The 20,385-nt window shown below is 66.7% G+C and carries 19 protein-coding genes and 1 pseudogene (1 of these 20 only partly in view); 8 read left to right on the forward strand and 12 right to left on the reverse strand.

Going from position 1 to position 20,385, the window contains the following annotated elements:
• Positions 1-338, forward strand: the 3' portion of a protein-coding gene (locus U1700_RS04220; protein ID WP_332750415.1) for an acyl-CoA thioesterase. It extends 43 nt beyond the left edge of the window; the window shows 338 of its 381 coding nt (coding positions 44-381); its start codon lies off the left edge, out of view; it ends in the stop codon at positions 336-338.
• 69 nt (positions 339-407) lie between these two features.
• On the opposite strand, the gene U1700_RS04225 is transcribed toward U1700_RS04220, so the two are convergent.
• The 5 genes and pseudogenes from U1700_RS04225 to hisS form a co-directional block, all read right to left on the reverse strand.
• On the reverse strand, positions 408-545 hold the full coding sequence (locus U1700_RS04225) for a hypothetical protein (protein ID WP_332750417.1): 138 nt from the start codon (positions 543-545) through the stop codon (positions 408-410).
• Positions 546-1,100: 555 nt separating this feature from the next.
• Positions 1,101-1,418 (reverse strand): annotated as a pseudogene (locus tag U1700_RS15570) (DUF4167 domain-containing protein); the annotation flags it as partial.
• A gap of 112 nt (positions 1,419-1,530) precedes the next feature.
• Positions 1,531-2,352 (reverse strand): peptide chain release factor N(5)-glutamine methyltransferase, encoded by an 822-nt coding sequence (gene prmC, locus U1700_RS04235; RefSeq protein ID WP_332750419.1) that lies wholly within the window; start codon positions 2,350-2,352, stop codon positions 1,531-1,533.
• Entirely contained in the window at positions 2,349-3,425 is a 1,077-nt protein-coding gene (gene prfA, locus U1700_RS04240; RefSeq protein ID WP_332750420.1) for a peptide chain release factor 1, read from the reverse strand. Before prfA ends, prmC begins: the two co-directional genes overlap by 4 nt.
• Complete coding sequence (hisS, locus tag U1700_RS04245) at positions 3,422-4,660, reverse strand: histidine--tRNA ligase (protein WP_332750421.1); 1,239 nt, start codon at positions 4,658-4,660, stop codon at positions 3,422-3,424. Before hisS ends, prfA begins: the two co-directional genes overlap by 4 nt.
• 49 nt (positions 4,661-4,709) lie before the next feature.
• Between hisS and U1700_RS04250 the strand changes: the two genes are divergently transcribed.
• The gene (locus tag U1700_RS04250) at positions 4,710-6,632 is read left to right on the forward strand and encodes a M61 family metallopeptidase (RefSeq protein WP_332750423.1); all 1,923 of its coding nucleotides are present in this window, start codon (positions 4,710-4,712) and stop codon (positions 6,630-6,632) included.
• 78 nt (positions 6,633-6,710) lie between these two features.
• The gene (ppa, locus tag U1700_RS04255; protein WP_332750424.1) at positions 6,711-7,247 is read left to right on the forward strand and encodes an inorganic diphosphatase; all 537 of its coding nucleotides are present in this window, start codon (positions 6,711-6,713) and stop codon (positions 7,245-7,247) included.
• On the opposite strand, the gene U1700_RS04260 is transcribed toward ppa, so the two are convergent.
• Positions 7,244-9,889 carry a TonB-dependent receptor gene (locus U1700_RS04260; protein WP_332750426.1) on the reverse strand — a complete coding sequence of 882 codons (2,646 nt, stop codon included), beginning with the start codon at positions 9,887-9,889 and terminating at the stop codon, positions 7,244-7,246. The genes ppa and U1700_RS04260 overlap by 4 nt on opposite strands.
• A 64-nt stretch (positions 9,890-9,953) precedes the next feature.
• Between U1700_RS04260 and U1700_RS04265 the strand changes: the two genes are divergently transcribed.
• A complete protein-coding gene (locus U1700_RS04265) occupies positions 9,954-11,525 on the forward strand; it encodes an amidase (RefSeq protein WP_332750427.1) in 1,572 nt (523 codons plus the stop codon).
• Between the two features lie 50 nt (positions 11,526-11,575).
• Here U1700_RS04265 and U1700_RS04270 read toward each other — a convergent pair whose 3' ends face one another.
• Positions 11,576-11,890: a DMT family transporter gene (locus U1700_RS04270; RefSeq protein ID WP_332750429.1), complete on the reverse strand. Its 315-nt coding sequence runs from the start codon at positions 11,888-11,890 to the stop codon at positions 11,576-11,578.
• Between the two features lie 48 nt (positions 11,891-11,938).
• Between U1700_RS04270 and U1700_RS04275 the strand changes: the two genes are divergently transcribed.
• The gene (locus tag U1700_RS04275; protein WP_332750431.1) at positions 11,939-12,586 is read left to right on the forward strand and encodes a DUF1345 domain-containing protein; all 648 of its coding nucleotides are present in this window, start codon (positions 11,939-11,941) and stop codon (positions 12,584-12,586) included.
• Between the two features lie 119 nt (positions 12,587-12,705).
• On the opposite strand, the gene U1700_RS04280 is transcribed toward U1700_RS04275, so the two are convergent.
• From U1700_RS04280 to ispG, 3 genes are all read right to left on the reverse strand, one after another.
• Positions 12,706-13,602, reverse strand: a complete 897-nt coding sequence (locus U1700_RS04280; protein ID WP_332750433.1) for a DMT family transporter — start codon at positions 13,600-13,602, stop codon at positions 12,706-12,708.
• A gap of 95 nt (positions 13,603-13,697) precedes the next feature.
• On the reverse strand, positions 13,698-14,231 hold the full coding sequence (locus tag U1700_RS04285) for a retropepsin-like aspartic protease family protein (RefSeq protein ID WP_332750434.1): 534 nt from the start codon (positions 14,229-14,231) through the stop codon (positions 13,698-13,700).
• Positions 14,232-14,273: 42 nt separating this feature from the next.
• Positions 14,274-15,416, reverse strand: coding sequence for a flavodoxin-dependent (E)-4-hydroxy-3-methylbut-2-enyl-diphosphate synthase (ispG, locus tag U1700_RS04290; protein ID WP_332751128.1), 1,143 nt, complete (start codon positions 15,414-15,416; stop codon positions 14,274-14,276).
• Positions 15,417-15,524: 108 nt separating this feature from the next.
• On the opposite strand from ispG, the gene U1700_RS04295 reads away from it, so the two are divergent.
• The 3 genes from U1700_RS04295 to U1700_RS04305 are packed head-to-tail and all read left to right on the forward strand — an operon-like array spanning position 15,525 to position 19,176.
• Positions 15,525-17,669, forward strand: coding sequence for a TIR domain-containing protein (locus U1700_RS04295; RefSeq protein ID WP_332750436.1), 2,145 nt, complete (start codon positions 15,525-15,527; stop codon positions 17,667-17,669).
• A gap of 11 nt (positions 17,670-17,680) precedes the next feature.
• Positions 17,681-18,235 (forward strand): hypothetical protein, encoded by a 555-nt coding sequence (locus tag U1700_RS04300; protein WP_332750438.1) that lies wholly within the window; start codon positions 17,681-17,683, stop codon positions 18,233-18,235.
• 53 nt (positions 18,236-18,288) lie between these two features.
• The gene (locus tag U1700_RS04305) at positions 18,289-19,176 is read left to right on the forward strand and encodes a S1/P1 nuclease (protein ID WP_332750440.1); all 888 of its coding nucleotides are present in this window, start codon (positions 18,289-18,291) and stop codon (positions 19,174-19,176) included.
• 6 nt (positions 19,177-19,182) lie between these two features.
• Here the strand turns inward: U1700_RS04305 and U1700_RS04310 are convergent, their stop codons facing one another.
• Both U1700_RS04310 and U1700_RS04315 read right to left on the reverse strand, forming a co-directional pair.
• Entirely contained in the window at positions 19,183-19,428 is a 246-nt protein-coding gene (locus tag U1700_RS04310; protein ID WP_332750442.1) for a hypothetical protein, read from the reverse strand.
• A complete protein-coding gene (locus U1700_RS04315; protein ID WP_332750444.1) occupies positions 19,425-20,384 on the reverse strand; it encodes an alpha/beta hydrolase in 960 nt (319 codons plus the stop codon). Before U1700_RS04315 ends, U1700_RS04310 begins: the two co-directional genes overlap by 4 nt.
• Between the last annotated feature and the right edge of the window lies 1 nt (position 20,385).

The raw sequence follows: 20,385 nt of genomic DNA on the forward strand, positions 1-20,385 counted from the left end.
CGAGCGACATTAACGCAAACGGTCATATCTTCGGCGGCTGGATCCTGGGCCAGATGGATATCGCCGCGGGAATCGTCGCGAGCAGGCGGGCGCAAGGCTCGGTCGCCACCGTCGCGATCGAGCGGATGGAGTTCATCAGCCCGATCCACCTGCGCGACCTCATTTCGGTCTTTGCGGTGTGCGAGCGCGTGGGCCGCACGTCGATGACCATCCGCATCGAGGTCATCGCGGCGCGCGACCGCGGCGAGACCGAGGTCAAGGTAACCGAGGGCGTCTTCACCTTTGTCGCGATCGACGAGCAGGCGCGGCCTCGCCCGGTCGATCCTCCAGCCGCATAACAGCGGCCGCACAGAAAAGGCCGGCGGAGCGAACCCCACCGACCTGTCCTGCCTATTCGTATAGCCAGATTACGCGGCGGGCGCGGCGTCCGCTTCGCCTTCGGGACGGGCACGACGAACGCGGCGGCGCGGCGCGGGCGCCTCCTCGACCATGTCGTTAGCCGGCACGTCAGGCGCCGATACTGCTCCGATTGCAGGCGGGATCACGTCGAATGCGATTCGCTCACCGCCTCCGTCACTCTCGACTTGGCGATCACGGCGGATGCGCGGCCGGTCGGCGCGCGGCGCCCGCTCGGGTTGCTCGACGGCGTCCGCACGCGGGGCACGCTCGACACGCTCGCGCGGCTGCTGCTGGATCGGCGGGCGCTCCTGGCGTTCGGATTGACGCTCGGGACGCTCTGCACGATTCGGGCGCTCTTGGCGCTCGGGGCGCTCCTGGCGTTCAGCCTGGCGCTCTGGCCGGTCCTGGCGCTCATAGCGATCGTTGCGCGGCTGTTGCTGCTGCTGGCGGTCCTGACGTTCATAACGATCGCCTTCCTGCTGGCGACGCGGCTGTTCGCGCTGCGGCTGCTGCTGCTGCTGGGGCTGCTGGGGCTGCTGCGAGGGCTCATCGCCGTCGTCGTCGCCGTCATAGCCTTCGCCATCCTCGTCGTAATCATCGTCGACGCTCTCGCCGCGGGCGCGGCGCTGCTCGTCGTATTTGGCGCGGCTTTCGCCCAGCACGCGGAAATAATGGTCTGCGAACTGCAGCCAGTATTCGGTCTGGACGCGGTCACCGGCGAGCTGCGAATCGCGCGCCAGGCTCTTGTATTTTTCGAGCAGCTGCGCCGCATTGCCACGTTGACGCTGGTCGCGGGCGTTGCCGCCACTGCTGTTGCCCGACATTCCCTGGGGACGCTGTCCACCGCGGCCGCGACGGCGGCCACCGTTCTGCTGACGATTGTTGATCAAAGAGTCTGTCCTTGTGGCACAGGCGCTATGCGCGCCGATCCTTGTCCTGCGGCAAGAAGTCCGTTCCCTCCAAAGCAGCACGGTCGTGCATCGGCACGGCCGCCGCTGACCTGCTGCGAGCATAAGCATCGCGAGCGGATGTCGTCGGGGGTGGGTCGGCGCGAGCTCTTCGGTATGTCTGGAGCGGCCCCGGCCCTGTGCGCGATTTAATCGAAGTGTCCCAAATTATGCAAGGACTTTATCATCTTGCGACCAACAGGGCCCGCGGACGGCCCGCCAGATCGCGTGCCAAGCGACTGAAAAGCCCGGCTTGTCCAAGCACATCTGCGGCGCTTTCGCCCTGGTCGTGGCCGATCTCGATCGCCGCGAGGCCACCCTGCGCGATTAACCGGCCGAGCTGCGGGGCGAGACGGCGATAGGCATCAAGCCCGTCGTCGCCGGCGAACAGCGCCTCACGCGGCTCATGCTCCGCGACCCCGGCCCCGAGTACCGCATCGCGCGCCACATAGGGTGGATTGGCAAGGACGAGGTCGAAGGCTTCGTCAACGCCATCGGCCCAGTCGCCCAGCCGAAGCTCGGCGCGATCGGCCAGCCCCAACCGCGTGGCGTTGCGCCGCGCATATTCGAGCGCGTTGGGCGAGAAATCGACCCCCAGCCCGGTCGCGCGCGGCCATTCGTCGAGCGCGGCGAGCAGCAGCGTGCCGGGTCCGGTGCCGAGGTCGAGGATCCGTTTCGGCCCCGTCGTACCGGCAAAATGCTCGACCGCCGCCGCGATCAGCGTCTCGCTGTCAGGGCGCGGGATCAGCACCCCGGGACCGACTTCGAGATCGATGTTCCAGAAACCTCGATGCCCGGTGATGTATGCGACGGGCTCTCCCGCCAGCCGACGCTCGAGCATCGCCGCAAATTGCGCTGGTGCGATCGGCGGCGGGTCGAGCAGTAGCCGGTCGCGGCCAATGCCAAGCGCCGCGGCGAGCAACAGCTCGGCGTCGAGTCGCGGGGTGTCGCTGACGTCGGCAAGCTGCTGGCTCGCCCTCGCCAGCGCCTTGTTGATCGGGCTCATTCCTCGTCGAGGCTGGCGAGCCGGTCGGCCTCGTCCTCGGCGATCAGCGCCTCGGTCAGCTCGTTGAGCCCCGGACCCTCGAGGATCGCGTCAAGTTTGTGCAGCGTCAGGTTGATGCGGTGGTCGGTGACGCGCCCCTGCGGGAAATTATAGGTCCGGATCCGCTCCGACCGGTCGCCCGACCCGACCATCGACTTGCGCGTGCCGGCGCGTTCATTGGCGAGCCGCGAGCGCTCGAGTTCGTAGAGCCGGGTCCGCAGCACCTTGAGCGCCTTGGCCTTGTTCTTGTGCTGCGACTTTTCGTCCTGCTGGATGACCACCAGCCCGGTCGGCAAATGGGTGATTCGCACGGCGCTGTCGGTGGTGTTGACCGACTGGCCGCCGGGTCCCGACGAGCGATAGACGTCGATCCGCAGGTCGGCGTCGTTGATCACGACATCGACTTCCTCGGCCTCGGGCAGCACCGCAACGGTCGCCGCCGACGTATGGATTCGCCCGCCGCTTTCGGTCGCCGGAACGCGCTGGACGCGGTGCACGCCGCTTTCGAACTTCAACCGGGCGAACACGCCATTGCCGGTGATCGAGGCGACCGCTTCCTTGTAGCCGCCGACATCGGCGGACGAGGCCGAGATCAGCTCGAACCGCCAGCCGCGCTCTTCCGAAAATCGCTGGTACATGCGCAGCAAGTCACCCGCGAACAGCGCCGCCTCGTCGCCCCCGGTCCCGGCGCGGACTTCGAGCATCGCGGCGCGTTCGTCGGCGCTGTCCTTGGGCAGCAATTGCACCGCCAGCGCGCGCTCGGCGAGGGGTAGCTTCACCTCGATCTCGAGCAATTCCTCCTGCGCAATTGCCCGCAGTTCCTCGTCGGCATCCTTGGTCATGGTCGCCAGGCTCTCGCGCTCGGCCCGCAGGCGACGCACTTCGCGAGCAGCCGCGGCGACCGGCTCGATCGCGGCATAGTCCTTCGACAGCCGAACAAAGTCGTCGGGCGCGAGATTGCCCGCCGACATGGCTTCGGACAGCTCGTGCTTCTTGGCCTCGATCAACGCGATCCGTTCGGAGGAAATGCTCATGCAATGTCCCGTCGATACTCGTCGTAGACAGCACCCGCAGCCGCGACTTGAGGATCATCCGCCAGCGCTTTCATCCCCGTCGTAGGAAAGCCGTCGCGAAAATCGAGCGACACAATTGCACACGGATTGTCCTTTATTGCTCTTTGATACCGTTTGCGCGGATTGCCGGTGACGTGAGCTTCTGCCGCAATCCCGTTTTCACGAAAGCGCTGGGTTAAGACGATTGCGTCTCGCTCGCGCGCTTCGTTTTCGGCTACGACCGCCACGCCAGCTTTTTCGAACGAAGGCGTCTCGATCAGCATCGCCAACCGTTCGATCCCCGCCGCCCAGCCGACTGCAGGCGTGTGCGGCCCGCCGAGCTGTTCAATCAGCCCGTCATAGCGCCCGCCCGCAATCACCGTCCCTTGTGCGCCGAGCTGGTCGGTGACGAACTCGAACGCGGTGTGGCGGTAATAATCGAGCCCGCGCACCAGGTGCGGGGCGATCTCGTAATCGACTCCCGCTGCCTCGAGCCCGGCCTTGACCGCGCCAAAGAAATCCTCGGCCTCGCTGGTCAGCACCATCGGCGGCGCACTGTCGGCGAAGGGCCGGTCGCGCGGATCCTTGCTGTCGAGAATGCGCAGCGGGTTCTTGTCGAGCCGCGCCTGGCTGTCTTCGGACAATTGGCCGCGCACGCTGGCGAAATGCTCGACCAGCTGCGCCCGCCACGTATCGCGGCTCTGGACATCGCCAAGCGTGTTAAGCTTGAGCTTCACCCCCGAAATCCCAAGTTCCCGAAGCAATTGCGCCCCGAACGCCAGCAATTCGACATCGGCCTCGGGTTCGGCCGATCCGATCACTTCGGCATCGAGCTGGTGGAACTGGCGGAAGCGGCCCTTCTGCGGCCGCTCATAGCGAAATGCCGGGCCATGGGTCGCAACTTTCAACGGCGCGAACCGCTGCCAGCCCTCCGAAAGATAGGCGCGGCAGATTCCCGCCGTGAACTCGGGCCGCAACGTGATCGATTCGCCTGATCGGTCGTCGAACGAATACATTTCCTTCGACACGACATCGGTCGTCTCGCCCATCGTGCGCGCAAACACTGCGGTCGGCTCGATCACCGGCACTTCGATCCGCTTGAAGCTATAGAGGCGGCGAACGCGGTCGAAGGTGGCGACGACCTGCGCGAAGCGGTCGGCCTGCTCGCCGATCATGCTCTGGGTGCCGCGAACGGGTTGGGGTGTGGAAACAGCCATTGGTCGAACGCCACTAGCGAGGACGCGCGGCACTGGCTAGCGTCGCCCCATGTCCAGCGTCACCGCGCCGCGAGCCGCCATGCTCGCCTTCGCCCTTTTGTCATCCACTTGCCTGGTTGCCGCCAACAGCGCGCCGCAGCCCGTGCCGATCGTCGACACCATCCCGCCGCCGCGCGATATCGCTTATCCCGGAACGATCGATCTTGCGGTGACCGCAACCGATCTCGACCATGGCGTGATCGATGTTGTCGAGACGATCCCTGTCGCCGGCCCGGGCCCGCTGACGCTGCTGCTGCCGAAATGGCTCCCGGGCAATCATTCGCCGAGCGGGCAGATCGACAAGCTTGCGGGCATGCGCTTCTTTGCCGGTGGGCAGGAACTGAAGTGGGTCCGCGACCCGGTCGACGTCTTCGCCTTCCACCTCGACGTGCCCGCCGGGGCAAGCTCGGTCGAGGCGCGCTTTTCCTACCTCTCGCCAACCTCGGACGATCAGGGTCGCATCGTCGTCACGCGCGAAATGTCGAACGTCCAGTGGAACGCGGTGTCGTTATACCCGGCCGGCTATTTCGTCCGCCAGATTCCGGTCCGCGCCAGCCTGACGCTCCCCGCCGGATGGAAAGCGGCAACCGCGCTTCGCCCGACCGCGACGTCGCTTGCCAACAAGATCGACTATGGCGTCGTCAGCTATGAAGTGCTGGTCGATTCGCCGGTGTTCGCGGGCAAATATTTCCGCGTCGACGACCTTGGCCAGGGGGTAACCCTCAACACCGTCGCCGACAGCCCCAAGGAACTGGTGATTCCGCCCGATGTCCTTGCCAAGCATCGCGAGCTTGCCACGCAGGCGGTCAAGTTGTTCGGCGCGCGCCACTTTGACCATTATGATTTCCTCCACGCGGTAACGGACCGGATGGGCGGGATCGGGCTCGAGCATCACCGCAGTTCCGAAAATCAGAACGATCCCGGCTATTTCACCGACTGGTCCGCAAGCCTTGCCGACCACAATTTGCTGCCGCACGAATTCACCCACAGCTGGGACGGCAAGTTTCGCCGAGGCGCTGACCTGTGGACCCCGGACTACCGTACCCCGATGCGCGACAGCCTGCTGTGGGTCTATGAAGGCCAGACCCAGTTCTGGGGTTTTGTCCTCGAAGCCCGCTCGGGGCTTTCGACCAAGCAGCAAGTGCTCGACAAGCTGGCGCTGATCGCCGCCGGGCTCGACAATCTTCCCGGTCGCCAGTGGCGCCCGCTGGTCGACACCACCAATGACCCGATCATGTCGAGGCGCAGTGCCCAACCCTGGTCGAGCTACCAGCGCGCCGAGGATTATTACAACGAGGGCCTGCTGATCTGGACCGAGGCCGACGCGATCATCCGCGAGCGCACCGGGGCCAAGCGCGGGATGGACGATTTTGCGCGCGCCTTCTTTGGCATCAACGACGGCGACTATGGCGAAGTGACCTACACGCTCGACGATGTCGTCCGCACGCTCAACACCGTCGCGCCCTATGACTGGGCGGGTTTCCTCAAGGCGCGGGTCTATGACGTGAATCCCAAGGCGCCGCTCGATGGCTTCACCAAGTCGGGCTATCGCCTGACCTACACCGACAAGCCGACCGACGCCGCCAAGGCAATCTTCAAAGCGCGCAAATCGGCCGATTACAGCTATTCGCTCGGCTTCACCGTCGCCAAGGCCAAGATCGGCAATGTCCGCTGGGGCTTTCCCGCCTTCACCGCCGGGCTCGCCAACGGAGCCGAAATCGTCTCGGTCAATGGCCGCGCCTACACCGACGACGTGCTGGGCGAGGCGATCACCGCTGCCAAGGGCGGATCCACGCCGCTCAGCCTGATCGTCAAGCGCGGCGACGAGGTTCGCACGATCGCCATCCCCTACGCTGGTGGGCTCCGCTATCCGCGATTCGAGAAAGTCGGCAAGGGCGTCGGCGCGCTCGACACACTGCTGGCGCCGCGGTGAAGCTATCACGTTGATTCGATTGTGACAGATAGATGAAGGGGTTGCTCTGGCCGTCCGACCGGCTAGAGCCCCCGACCCATGAACATCGACCTCATCCCCGCGGGCTCGAACCCGCCGCACAACATCAATGTCCTGATTGAAGTCCCGATCGGCGGCGAGCCGGTGAAGTATGAACTCGACAAGGTGTCGGGCGCGATTTTCGTCGACCGGATCCTCCACACCCCGATGCGCTATCCCGCCAATTACGGCTTCGTGCCGCAGACGCTGGGCGGCGACGGCGACCCGATCGACTGCCTCGTCATGAACCGCTGGGCGCTGATGCCGGGCAGCGTGATTCGCTGCCGCCCGGTCGGCGTGCTGTTTCTGGAGGACGAGGCCGGTGGCGACGAGAAATTGCTCGCCGTGCCCGAAGTGAAGACAACCCCATATTATGCCGATATCGAGGAAGCGACCGATCTGCCGTCGATCGTGCTCCGCCAGATCGAGCATTTCTTCACTCACTATAAGGATCTCGAGCCAGAGAAATGGGTCCGGATCGGCAAGTGGGGCGATGCCGCCGCCGCCAAGAAGGTAATCGTCGAGGCGATCGAGCGCGAGCAGCAGTCGAAGGGTTAATTTCGCGGACGCTGGAAGAAGCGCGCCGGAATGAACAGCTTGCGGATCGAGATGCTCACCGTCCGCCCGAGCGGGTTCAGCAAATCCTGCTGATAGCCCGTGGGAATGAAGCCGAAGCGGTCGCTGACCCGCTGCTTCTCGTTGAGGATATTGGTTGCTTCCAGCCGGATCGACGTGCCGCGCATCCACGGGTGCTTGACAACATTGGCCAGATTGTCACCCAGATTGGCGAACAGGCGCAGGTCGAAGGTCGCCAGCGAGCCGAAGTGAAGGTCGCCGTTCTGGCCGCCGCTGACATCGGTCGCGGTCCGGTAATTGGCCGACAGGCGTAACCCAAAGCCATTGTTGAAATAGCCCGCCTGCGCCTCGACCTGGTGGCGCGACCGGCCACCGCCACTGCCCCCGGTGCTGGCGTCGCCATGGAGGAAGTCGAGCGGCGCGATGCCAGCCCGGATGACCGCCTTGTCGACCAGCGTGACAGTGTCGGTCAGCGAGAAGGTCAGCCGCCCGCGCTGTCCTCCCCCGGGTCCACCGAATCCGCCGCCGCCGCGTCCGCCGCCCCGATCCCCGCGATCGCCGCCGCCACCCGGCCCACCCGGACCACCAGGCCCGGGCAAGGTCACGCCCCGCGCCGCCGCCATCTGGCGCAGCTGGTCAATCGTCGATTGCGACGGCCGCTTGCTCTTGAGCGGCTTGGTGAAGTCGAACCCGATTCGTACCGTGTCGTTGCGCGCGCTGTCATAATTGACCGGCCGGAAGTCGACCGCGGTGAGGTTGCCCCCGGCATCGCGCGTGAACCGGCTCGGGAAGGCCGCCTCGAGCGCCGCGCTCGGCCCGGCAAAGGTCTGCACCGGATTGGTCAGCCGCGAGGTGACATAGTCGATCCTGAACTTGAGGTCGGTCTTCTCCGATGGCTGCCAGTTGGCGCCGACCTTGAGCACGTTGCGGCGATCAGCGATCAGCGCCGGATTCCCCCCCGTGGTCGCGGTGACGATCGCGGTGCGCCCGCTGACATAGTCGAACACTTGCGTCCCCGCCGTCGCCAGGATCGGGTCGCCCAGATTGTTGATCGACGGCGCGCCCTCTTCGCGAGTGAAACTCGTGACCAGGTTGAGCCGCGGCGACGGGGTCCAGTTGGCACCCGCCCCCAGCGTCGTCAGCGTCCCGAAGTCGGAGAAATGCTCGACCTCGGCATTTGCGTTGAGCGTCAGCGACCCGATCGCCCCGCCAGCCCCACCGCGTTTGGTGATCGGCAGGTCGATGTTGACCGATCCCGTCGCATGGTTGCGATTGAGATTCGCGCCGGTGACGGTCCCCGCCCGGCTGGCGCTGCTGTCGAACGCCAGCGTGTCGACCCCGGCCTTGAGCGTGACATTGGCGCGACCCGCCGGAAGCGTCGCCAGCGGACCGTTGAGCGTCCCGTCGATCCCCGCCGATTTCTTCGTTGAAGCCCCGCGATCGCGCGCAAACAGCGCTGGCGCCCCAAGCGACCCCAGGGGATCGAGCGTCGGGTCATTGGCGTTGATTCGCGCCTGGGCTGCTGAAAGGTCCGGCCCCCGGTCGCTGCGCGTCACGCTGTGCGTGATGTCGGCCGTCCCCGTCGCCGAATAACGCCAGCGCGACTTCGCCCCGTTGAGCGAGGCGCCAAGGTGAGCCGTATCATTCGTCGTGTTGCGGGTCAGCGCGCCGAGCCCGGGATAGGCCAGCAGCACGCTCGACCCCTCGCTCGCAAACGGGCTGGTCGAGGGGATCGCGAGTCCGCCCGTCGGCACCCCGAACAGACTCTGCCCCTCGCTATGGGTCGCCTCGGCGGTCAACGTCCCCGACGCGTCGCCGAGCACGGTGCGGTTGAGCGTGACGTTGCCGCGCACCATCCGCTGCGTCCCGACGAGCGTGCGATAATCGCGCGGATCGATCGGCGCTGGCTGGGTCGGCAACGGTTGCAACGCAATCTCGCGCTCATTCTCGCGAAGCGCACTATTCCCCTCGGCGTGAAGCGTGATCGAGGTGCAGCCATTCTTCTCGATCTTGAGCCGCGACACGTCGGCCAGCCCGTTCAGATAGCCGCCATCGGTCGCGGTCCCGGCATCGGCGCGCCCCGCAGTCGATCGGAAGCGCTGGCGAAGCACCATGTTGACTACCCGCTGGTCGGCCGCATAGCCATATTTCAGCGCGACTTCCTCGGGCAATATCTCGACCCGCTCGATCGCTTCGGGTGGCAAGTCGCGGATTTCCTGGAAGCCCGAGATGCGCTGGCCGTTCAGCAAGATGACCGGGCCGCCGCTGTCGCCCCGCCCCCGCGCGCTGCCCGTCTGGGGCGCGATCGCCGCGAGCAATTCGGTGATGCTGGTCGCCCCGGTCGCGCGAATGTCGCGGCTCGACAGCATATTTTCGGGCGGAATGTCACCGACCACCGACCCGCGCGGCTTCTGCCCGGTGACGACGATGTCGCCGCCGTCCTCGCCCGCGTCGGGGGAATCACTCGCCGCCGCGTCGCTTGGCGGGGACGAAGCGCGCGGACCGCTCGGGGCCTCGCCGGCCGGCACGGGCACCGCCCATGGCGGGGTCGGCGCGTCCTGCGCGATCGCCGCGACGGGCAGGAGGAACAGGCTGGTCGAGGCAAGCAAAGCGGTGCGGATCATGATGGACAGCCAATGGTCGTGGAGCGGATTGCTCCGTGACTGGCGGGGCAAAGATGAAACTGGCATGACGGCAGTGATTTTTTCGACCAACGGGAGTGTCCGCGTGACCAACAGCCGCCTGCCAACTGCTTTCCTGCGCCCTGCTCTCCTCGTCACCACCTTGCTGGCCGCCCCCGCGATCGCCGCAGGGCCCGCCGAAGACGCGACTCGCGCCGCTATCGCCAGGGTCCAGCGGATCGACCCGCTGATCAATGCCGTCATCTCGCTCGATCCGACCGCGATCGCCCAGGCACGGCAAGTCGATGCCAGCGGCCTGCGCGGGCCGATGGTCGGGGTACCGGTGCTGATCAAGGATAATATCGAAGCGATGGGGCCGCTGCCGACCACCGCCGGAAGCCTTGCGCTGATCGACAATGTCACCAATCGCGACGCCCCGCTCGTCGCCCGGCTGCGCGCGTCGGGGGCGGTCATCCTGGGCAAGACCAACCTGTCGGAATGGGCCAATATCCGCTCGTCCCACTCGATCTCCGGCTGGAGTGCGGTCGGCGGCCAGACTCGCAACCCCCACGCGCTCGATCGCAATCCGTGCGGTTCGTCGAGCGGGTCGGGCGCGGCAGTGGCGGCGGGCGAAGTCGACTTTGCCATCGGCACCGAGACCGACGGATCGATCACCTGCCCCGCCGCAGTCAACGGGGTTGTCGGATTCAAGCCCACCGTCGGCATGGTCAGCCGCAGCCGGATCGTCCCGATCAGCGCCAGCCAGGACACCGCCGGGCCGATTACCCGCACCGTCCAGCAGGCCGCGATGTTGCTCAGCGTCATCGCCGGTAGCGATCCGACCGATCCCGCCACTCGCGAGGCCGATGCCCACCGCGCCAATTTCGCCGCCGCGCTCAGCACCAACTCACTGCGGGGCGCGCGGATCGGGGTGATGCGCTTTGCCGCCGGCTTCGGCACCGATGCCCCGTTCGACGCCGCACTGGCGGTGCTCAAGGCGCAGGGCGCGACGCTGGTCGAGATCAAGAGCTTCGACGACAAGGCGATCGGCGGCAACGAAACCAAGGTGCTCCATGCCGAGTTGAAAGCCGGACTCAACGCCTATCTTGCGACTACTCCGCCGGCGGTGACGACCCGGACGCTGGCCGACGTCATCGCCTTTAACACTGCCCATGCCGGACAGGAGATGGCGCTGTTCGGGCAGGAAACATTCGTCGAGGCGCAGAAGACCAAGGGGCTGGCCGACCCCGCCTACAAGCTCGCCCGCGCGACCAGCCTTGCCGCCGCCGGGGTCAACGGGATCGACAAGATGCTCAAGGCCAACCGGCTCGATGCGCTGGTCGGGCCGACGATGCCGCCGTCATGGAAGATCGATGCCGTCAATGGCGACCAGATCGCGGGCGGCGGGGCAGGCAGCCTGGCCGCGGTTGCCGGCTATCCCCACCTGACGGTGCCGATGGGGGCGGTGCACGGACTCCCGGTCGGGCTGAGCTTCATGGGGGCGAAGTGGAGCGATGCGAAGATCCTGTCGCTCGGCTTTGCCTATGAGCAGGCGAGCCGGACGCTGGTCGTCCCGCGCTTCCCGCGGTCGATCGAGGAGACCCCCGAAGTCGCGCCGCTGATGGGTCGGCAACGGTAGAAGGCGACACGCTGGGACACGGTATCGAAGAGCGATAAAGTTGTTCTAGATCAGGCGGTTAGGCGCAGGCCGGCGATGGCCGCTATGATCAATAAAATCAACAGGATGCGGGCCGTGTTCACGGGCTCGTCGAACAAAGCCATGCCGACCGCGACGGTGCCGACCGCGCCGATCCCGCCCCACACGGCATAGGCGGTACCCATCGGGATGACCCGGGCAGCGCGCTCGAGCAGGCCCATCGACAAGGTCACCGAGACGAGGAAGGCGAGCGTCCACGGCAGGTTGCGAAAGCCGTCGACGAACCGCAGCGAGGTGGTGAAGCCAACTTCGAACATTCCGCCGATGATGAGCAGCAGCCATGCCATTGGTGATTGGGTCCTTGCGCTTGGCGGAAGCGGTGCCGATACAGCCTCATGACAAAACGAGCGTCCGGCGGCAATCGCCTCATCCCGCCCCTGTTCCGATGGTTCTTCGCCGCACTGGTGATCGGTTGGGCGGCCGGCTTCGCCCTGCTGGGCTGGGAGCGGGCGCTGCTGGCGGGGTTCGACTTCGCCGCGCTGGTGTTTTTCGCGCGCACATCGGTCGCGTTCAGCCGCACGACCAAGGAATTGCGCAAGATCGCCAACGAGAATGACGCCAATCGCACTCAGCTGCTGGTGCTAAGCTTTATCCTGACGCTGGTCATCCTGACGGCGATGGTCAGCATGATGTCGGGCCCGGACAAGATCGCGATGGTCGACAAAGTCTTCATCGCCGCCAGCCTGGTCACCGTGTGGGTGTTCGGCAATCTGGTCTACACGCTCCATTACGCGCACCTTTATTATTCGACCGACGACGGCGGCAAGGATTGCGCGGGGCTAGATTTCCCCGGCGACCACGCCGAGCCCGACTTCGCCGATTTCGTCTATTTCGCCTTCACTCTGGGGGTCGCGGTACAAACGTCGGACGTGCAGGTGACGTCACCGCATTTCCGCAAGGTGGTCACCGCCCACTGCGTCGCGGGGTTCTTTTTCAATCTTGGCGTGCTGGCGCTGACGATCAACGTGCTCGCGTCGAACTAGGGCGTTTGTTGCGCTTCTCGGGTTCTGTGCCAGCCCGCACCCCCACCCGGCCAACCCATAGAATACACTGACTGGGTTGGCCGGGTGGAGGTCCGGGCTGGCACAGTTCTTCAAACAAACTACGCGCTAGCCTCCAGCGTGGGATGTTCGGTCGCGCGCGCCGCCATCCAGCAGCCGATCAGGATCAGCGCGGCGCCGGCCAACGTGAATAGCGACACGGGCTCCCCGAAGCGCAGCCAGCCGAGCGCCATCGCCCACAGGAAACTCGAATATTCAGTGCTCGAGAGGTAAGCGGCGCCGGCGCGGGCGTAGGCCCAGGCGAGGAGAAGCTGCGAGCCGAGCGCGAGGACGGCGGCAATCAGCAGTTCGGTGACATGCCCGGCCGGCAAAGGCGGCACGCCGACGAGCGGCACCGTTGCCAGCATCGTGGCGCAGAAGACGAGGTTCTGGAACAGCGCAATCTCGACCGGCTTGGCGACCAGCGCCTGCTGGCGCATGATGACGATATTCCACGCATAAATGACCGCCGAGACGAGGATCGCGCCGCTGCCGAGCAAGGCATCGGGGCCAAGGTCGGCCTGCGCCTGGCCGACGAAGATGACCACCACGCCGAGCGCGGCGAGCAGCGAGGCGGCGATCGCCTTTGGCCCCAATGGTTCGCGCAGGACCAGCGCGGCGAGGACGAGCGCGAGGAGCGGAGCGATGAAGCTGAGCGCGACCGCCTGCGCCATCGGGACTCGGCCCAGCCCCCAGAAGAACAGGAACGACATGGCCGCGGCAATCACCCCGCGCAGGACGTGGAGCCTGAGCGCGGGCCCGGTCGGCCGTCCCGGCCTGAGTATCACTGCGACCAGGCTGGCCAATATCGCCCCGCAGATCGAGCGATAGACCATCGTCGAGTAAGTGCCGATGTCGATCACCAATACCTTGATGATCATGTCCATGACCGAGAACAGCCCGATCCCGGCGATGGCGGCGCCATAGGCTTTGAGCGGGGCGTGGAGCGGCGCGGTCATGGCGGACCGCCTGAACGAATTGGTCGCGCGACGCCAGCGCAGCGGATCTTTGAGAATCTGCTTCGCTAGCGAAGCACGTCTTTGAATCTGCTTCGCTAGCGAAGCATCATTCTGTCGCCCTTCATCTCGATGCTGCCGAAGCGTGACAGGACCGACTGGCCGAGGAGGTTGATCTCCAGCCCTTCGAGCACGACGGCGTCGACATTGTCGACCGTGCGCCCGGCGACTTCGAGGTGGCTGATGGTCACCCGCGTGCCGCGAGTCGCGCCCGATGCGCCGGTGCCGACGACGGTGAAGCTCGACGGATCGATGTAGATGCCCGCCGCCCGCGCCGCATCGACCGTCAGCGCGACCGAGGTGGCGCCGGTGTCGACGACGAACGGCAGCGATTGGCCGTTGATGCTGGCAGCGGTGTAGAAATGTCCGCCCGGCCCGCGTTGAAGTTCGGTCTCGCCGCCATAGGCGGGCGACATGGCGGTCTCATCGGCCGATCCACTCGCCGCCGAGGCGGACGCATTGGCGTCGACCAATATCTGCTGGTTGAGCTGGGCCTGGCTCGAATGGCCATTGGGGGCCGCCAGTCCGACGACGACGGCGAATATCAGCACGAAGAAGATGAACCGCTCCATTGCTCCGGGGATAAACGGGCAACCTTGCGAAAAGCTTACCAGTTACTCCGCGGCCGCGAGGATTGGCGTTCCGGGCGCGGCGATGGCGCCGGCCTCGATCTCGGCGGCCTTGGCCTCGACCAGCCGGACGATGTGCTCGATCATGCCCTCGTCCTGGACGACATGGTCGGTGATCCCCGACAGATAGACCATATGCTTGCCATTGCCGCCCCCGGTCAGCCCGATGTCGGTCTCGCGCGCTTCGCCGGGGCCGTTGACGACGCAGCCCAAGACCGAGAGCGAGAGCGGGGTGCGGATATGCTGGAGCGCGAGTTCAAGCTTTTCGACCGTGCGGATGACATCGAACCCCTGCCGCGCGCACGACGGGCACGACACGACACGCACCCCGCGATTGCGGATGCCGAGCGATTTGAGCAGCTCGTAGCCGACGCGGACTTCCTCCTCCGGCTCGGCCGAAAGCGAAACGCGGATGGTGTCGCCGATCCCGGCCCACAGCAACGAGCCCATGCCGATCGCCGACTTGACCGTGCCGCCGATCAGCCCGCCGGCCTCGGTAATGCCGAGGTGGAGCGGGCAGTCGACCTGGTCGGCCAGCTGCTGGTAGGCGGCGACCGCAAGGAACAGGTCCGAGGCCTTCACCGCGACCTTGTAATTCTGGAAGCCATGATCCTCGAGCAGGCGGATATGGTCCAATGCGCTTTCGACCAGCGCCTCGGGGCAGGGCTCGCCATATTTTTCGAGCAGGTCCTTTTCCAGGCTGCCGGCATTGACCCCGATGCGGATCGCGCAGCCATTGGCACGGGCCGCGGCGACGACTTCGGCAACGCGTTCGGCCGAGCCGATGTTGCCCGGATTGATGCGCAGGCAGGCCGCCCCGGCATCGGCGGCCTCGAGCGCGCGCTTGTAGTGGAAATGGATGTCGGCGACGATCGGCACCTTGGCCGCCAGCACGATCTCGCGCAGGGCGGCGGTCGATTCCTTGTCGGGGCAGGACACGCGGACGATGTCGGCCCCGGCCTCCTCGCAGCGGCGGATCTGGGCGATCGTCGCCGCCGCGTCGGAGGTCGGGGTATTGGTCATCGTCTGGACGGTGACGGGGGCATCGCCGCCGACGGCGACAGTGCCGACCATGATCTGGCGGGACTTACGGCGCTCGATATGGCGCCACGGACGAAGCGAGGACATGCCCGCGATATAGGCGGCGCGGGGGCCAAGCGCAAAGCCGGTGTTGCAGACTCGGTGAACGCCCCCGACAATGTTAATGTCGATCAACCGACTCGGAAGGGCTAAGCGGTGGCCGACGGATCCGGACTGAGCCCACGGCAAGTGCTGCCGGCGGTTGCCCCCGCTCCCGAAAGTCGCGCGTATCGATATTGCGCCTTCCTGAGCTATGGCCACAAGGACGCCGAGTTCGCGAAATGGCTCCACGAGGGGCTGGAGAAATATCGCGTGCCGCGCGCGCTGGTCGGCAAGGTGACCGCCAACGGGCCGATCCCGGCGCGGCTCAACCCGATCTTCCGCGACCGCCACGAACTGGCCGCGTCGGGTGACCTTGGCGCGATGATCCGCGACGCCATCGCAGAGTCGCGCTTCCTGGTGGTGCTGTGCTCGCCGGCCGCCGCCGTGTCGCGCTGGACCGGGGCCGAGATCGACAGCTTCAAGAAGCTCCGTCCCGACGGCTGCGTGCTGGCGGCGATCATCGCGGGCGAGCCGTTCGCCAGCGAAATGGCGGGGCGCGAGGCGGAGGAATGTTTCCCCCCCGCGCTGCGCCACAAATATGACAAGCGCGGGCGCCCGACCAAGGCCCGCGCGGAACCGATCGCGGCCGATTTTCGCGACGGCGGCGACGGGCGGCGGTTGGGCTTCCTCAAGATCGTCGCAGGCATGCTGGGGGTCGGGCTCGACGAGCTGGTCCGGCGCGATGCGGCGCGGCGGCACCAGCGATTGCGGTGGATCGCGAGCGCGAGCCTGGCGGGGATGGCGCTGACATCGACGCTGGCCGTGGTCGCCTATCATGCCCGCAACGAAGCGCGCGAGCAGCGCCGCGAGGCCGAGGGGCTGGTCGGCTTCATGCTGGGCGATTTGCGCGGCAAGCTCGAGCCGCTCGGGCGGCTGGACGCGCTCGATTCGGTCGGGAGCAGGGCGCTTGGCTATTACGAGCATCAGGACAAGGCGAGCCTGAGCGATGAGGCGCTGGCGCAGCGATCGCGCGCGCTGACGATGATGGGCGAGATCGCCAATACGCGGGGTGATCTGGGCGGGGCGCTGGAACGCTATCGCGAGGCGCTGGCGAGCACCACCGAGCAGCTGCGGCGCGACCCCAACAATAGCCAGCGATTGTTCGATCAGGCGCAGAATATCTTCTGGGTCGGCCAGATCGCGTGGCAGCGCGGCCAGATCGACGAGGGCGCGAAGGCATTTCGCGAGTATAAGAGGCTCGCCCAGCGGATGATCCAGATTGCTCCCGACAATCCCAAATATCGACTGGAGGGGACCTATGCTGACAGCAATCTGGGGACGCTGCTGATCGAACAAAGGCGCTTTGTCGAGGCGAGCGCAGCCTTCCAGAGCGGGCTTGTCGCGACCGAGGCGCTGGCGGCGGCACAACCGGGCAATGCCGACCTCCAGAAATCACTGATCGAATCGCACGCCTGGCTAGCCGAGGCGCAGGAGGGGACCGGCCAGCTCGACGAGGCGATCACGCACCGCGAGCGCGAGCTGGTGCTGGCCGAGCGGTGGACGAGCGACGCGGCGATTCGCGAGAAGATGGTGGTGGCGCGGCGGGCGCTGGGCCGGCTGCTGGCCAGTCGCGGCCAGCTTGGTGCCGGGATTGCGCAGCTCCGCCAGGCGATCCTTATCGCCAACGCCCTGATCGCGACCGAACCGGGCAACAGCCTGTGGCTGGAGGATGCCGCCTGGGCCCAGCTCGACCTGTCCGACCAGTTGCGCTTCGACGGGCAGCGCGACGCGGCGGCGAGCGCGGCGCGTGACGGCTGCGATTCGACCGCGCGGCTGATCGCCCGCGACCGCAGCGTGGTCGGCTGGAACGACGCGCTTCGCCGTGCCTGCGCGTTGGCGCGCGGTCGGCTGGCGCTGGAAGCGGGGGCAATCGGCGAGGCCGAAGCGGCGGCGCGCGACGCCATCCCGGCGCGAACCACACAGGGCGATACCAACAGCAATAGTCGTGGCAAGCTGGCGCAGCTCCGCTCGCTGCTCGGCGACGTGCTGGTGCGGAGCGGCGACGCGGGCGGGGCGCGGGCCCAGTGGCAGGCGGCGCTGACCGATCTGCCGCCGGGCGACGCCGAAACACCGCCCGTACTGGCGCGCCGGGCGTCCTTGTACAGACGGCTTGGCAACCAGGCCGCCGTGCGCCCGCTCGCCGCGCGGCTCGACCGCATCGGCTATCGCTATCCGGACTATCTCGCCGCGATGAAATGAGGGGGAATGCCATGACCGAGCAGACGAGCAGCCACGCCACACCGACGCCCAAGACGGCGAAGAAAGTCAGTGTCGGCATCACCGCCATCGAGCGTCAGGACGCGCCGTGGTTCGACTATTCGATGAACGCCAATTATCACGACAAGGGTGGCAAGCAGGATCATGACACGCTGATCTTCGACAAGAACGCCGGCAATTTCGACATCGAGTTCTTCCTCAGCGACGTGCCCCCGGGACTGATGTTCCGGCCGACCTTCGCCCAGGCCTTCGGGATTGCGCCCAGCCCGACTTGCCCGGCGGCGGGCGCCACCGTCGCGGGGTTCGACGGGCGCGTGTCGAAGGATCAGTCGACGCTGTTCCTGACCAACAAAAATGGGGGAACCGGGGCCAGCTTCCAGTTCGCGCTATGCTTCGACGGCCCCTATCGCGACGCCAGCCATCCGCCATTCGTGTGGGACCCGATCATTCGCAATGGCGGGGGCCCCAACCTCGGAAACATGGCGAAGGTCGCCATCACGCTAGCCGCGGTCGCGATCGGCGCCGCGCTGTTCGTCGCGTTTCGCTAAATTCGTCGCGCCGCCGTCTCCCCATTGCAACGGGGAGGCGGTAGGGCGGTACGATGCCTCATCAATTACTTGCGCGGATCGCTGCGCTGCTGCTGGCGCTTGTCCCCGCCCTGATCCTTGCCACGCCGGCGTCGGCCTATTGGGAATATGGCCATCAGACGGTGGCGAAGATCGCCTATGCCGAAGTGCGCGCGACGACCCGCGCGAAGCTGAACGCCTTGCTTCGCCACGGCGCCTTGCTGGGAACCCCCGAATGCCCGGTCAGCGACATGGCGAGCGCATCGACCTGGGCCGACTGCATCAAGCCATTGAAGGACGCGGCGGGCAAGGCGCGCTTCGGCTATGCCTATAACTGGCACTTTCAGAACGTCGACATCTGCAAGCCGTTCGACCTCAAGACGCCGTGCGCCGACGGCAATTGCGTGTCGGCGCAGATCATACGCCAGCAGGCGCGGCTGGCCGATCGATCGCTGCCGCTGGCCGACCGGATCCAGGCGCTGGCGTTCCTGACCCACTTCGTCGGGGACCTGTCGCAGCCGCTTCACGCCGGCGACCGCCACGACCTTGGCGGCAACAAGGTGACCGCAAGCTATGGCGTGATCGCCGGGCGGGCGAACTTGCATATGATCTGGGACGGCTATCTTGCCGAACGCTCGATCTCGACACCGCCAGGCGGGGTGATGGGGCTGATCCGCTCGACCCCGCGGAGCGAGCGGAGGGCGCTGGTCGCGGGCGAGGTCACCGACTGGAGCCGCGACAGCTGGCGCGTGTCGCACGACAGTGCCTATGGCGCGATGTTCGCCGATCCGTGCGTGGAAACCAAGGGCCCGCGCCCGGTGATGGACGAGGCGATGGTGCAGCGGCTGATCCCGGTCGCGCGGCGGCAAGTGGTAGCGGGTGGGCTTCGGCTGGCGAAACTGCTCGACGCGGCGTTGAGGTAGGCGGGGCTAGTCCTCGCCGCCCCAGCGCCAGCGCCAGCCGCCGCGGGTCGTCCGGGCGCAAAGGATGACGAGCAGGATGACCGCCGGCACGAGTACGGCAGCAAGGACGAGCGGGCGATCGGCGAACAGGATTGCCGCAGCGATCGTTACCGCCATGAACAGCGCCATCACCAGCCAGCCCTGCCAGGCAATCGGCAAGCCGGCGCCATAGCCGTAACGCTTGGGCGCAAACCAGATCGGGCCGTCGCTCATTTCTTCGCACCCGTGACAAAGCCGACGATGGCGTCGACCAGGCCCGGCGCAAGCGGCAGCGCCGGGTCGGCATAGGTGGCGACATTGGCGGCGCGGTCGGCGGGGGCAATTTTCAGGACGTGGTTCATCCCCGCGATGACCGCGAGCTTCGCGCGCGGCTGGGCAGAGGCGAGGCGGTCGGCGTCGGCGCGCGACACCTGGATGTCATGCTCGCCCTGGACGATGAGGAGGGGAACGGTCGTGCCCTTTGCCAGCGCGGCAGGGTCGTAGCGGAAGGCCTCGATCAGATAATCCTGGACCTTGGGGTTGAACAGGCCCTTCGCCAGCGCCGGGTGCATCTTCGCAAGGTCGGCATGCTTGCCCGCTTCGAGCTGGTCGAGCGCGGCCAGCGCCGGGGGCAGCAGCGGGGCGTTGGCGGGGTTGGCCAGCAACTGGGCGCGGATGATCTGTCCCAGCGGGCGGCCGGGAGCGGCGATCAGGATCAGCCCGCAGATGCCCGGCTGATGCGCCGAGACCAGCGCAATGAGCCCGCCTTCGCTGTGGCCCGCAAGCCAGACGCATCTGGCGCCGGTGGCGCGGCGGGTCGCGGCGACCCAGTCGGCGGTGTCACGCGCGTAGAGCGCGATCGACGCGGCATTCGGATTGCCCGCAGCCTTGCTGGCGAACATTCCGCGCTTGTCGATGCGGACGGTGGCGATACCTCTCGCCGCAAGGTCGCTGGCGAGCATGCGATAAGGCGCGGCGGCGACCCCCATCACATTATTGCCGTCGCGGTCGGTCGGGCCCGAGCCGGGGATGATCAGCAACGTGGCGCGCGCACGGCCGACGGGCATGGCCAGCGTTCCGGCGAGGGCGGCGGTCGGGCCGGCGGTCAGCGGGCGGGATATCGGCGCGGCGGATGTCGCCGTGGGCGTAGGCGCGGTCGTCGCCAACAGGGCGGCAAGCAAGAAACTCATG

It is taken from the genome of Sphingomonas sp. RB1R13 (assembly GCF_036663775.1).
GTDB lineage: Bacteria > Pseudomonadota > Alphaproteobacteria > Sphingomonadales > Sphingomonadaceae > Sphingomicrobium.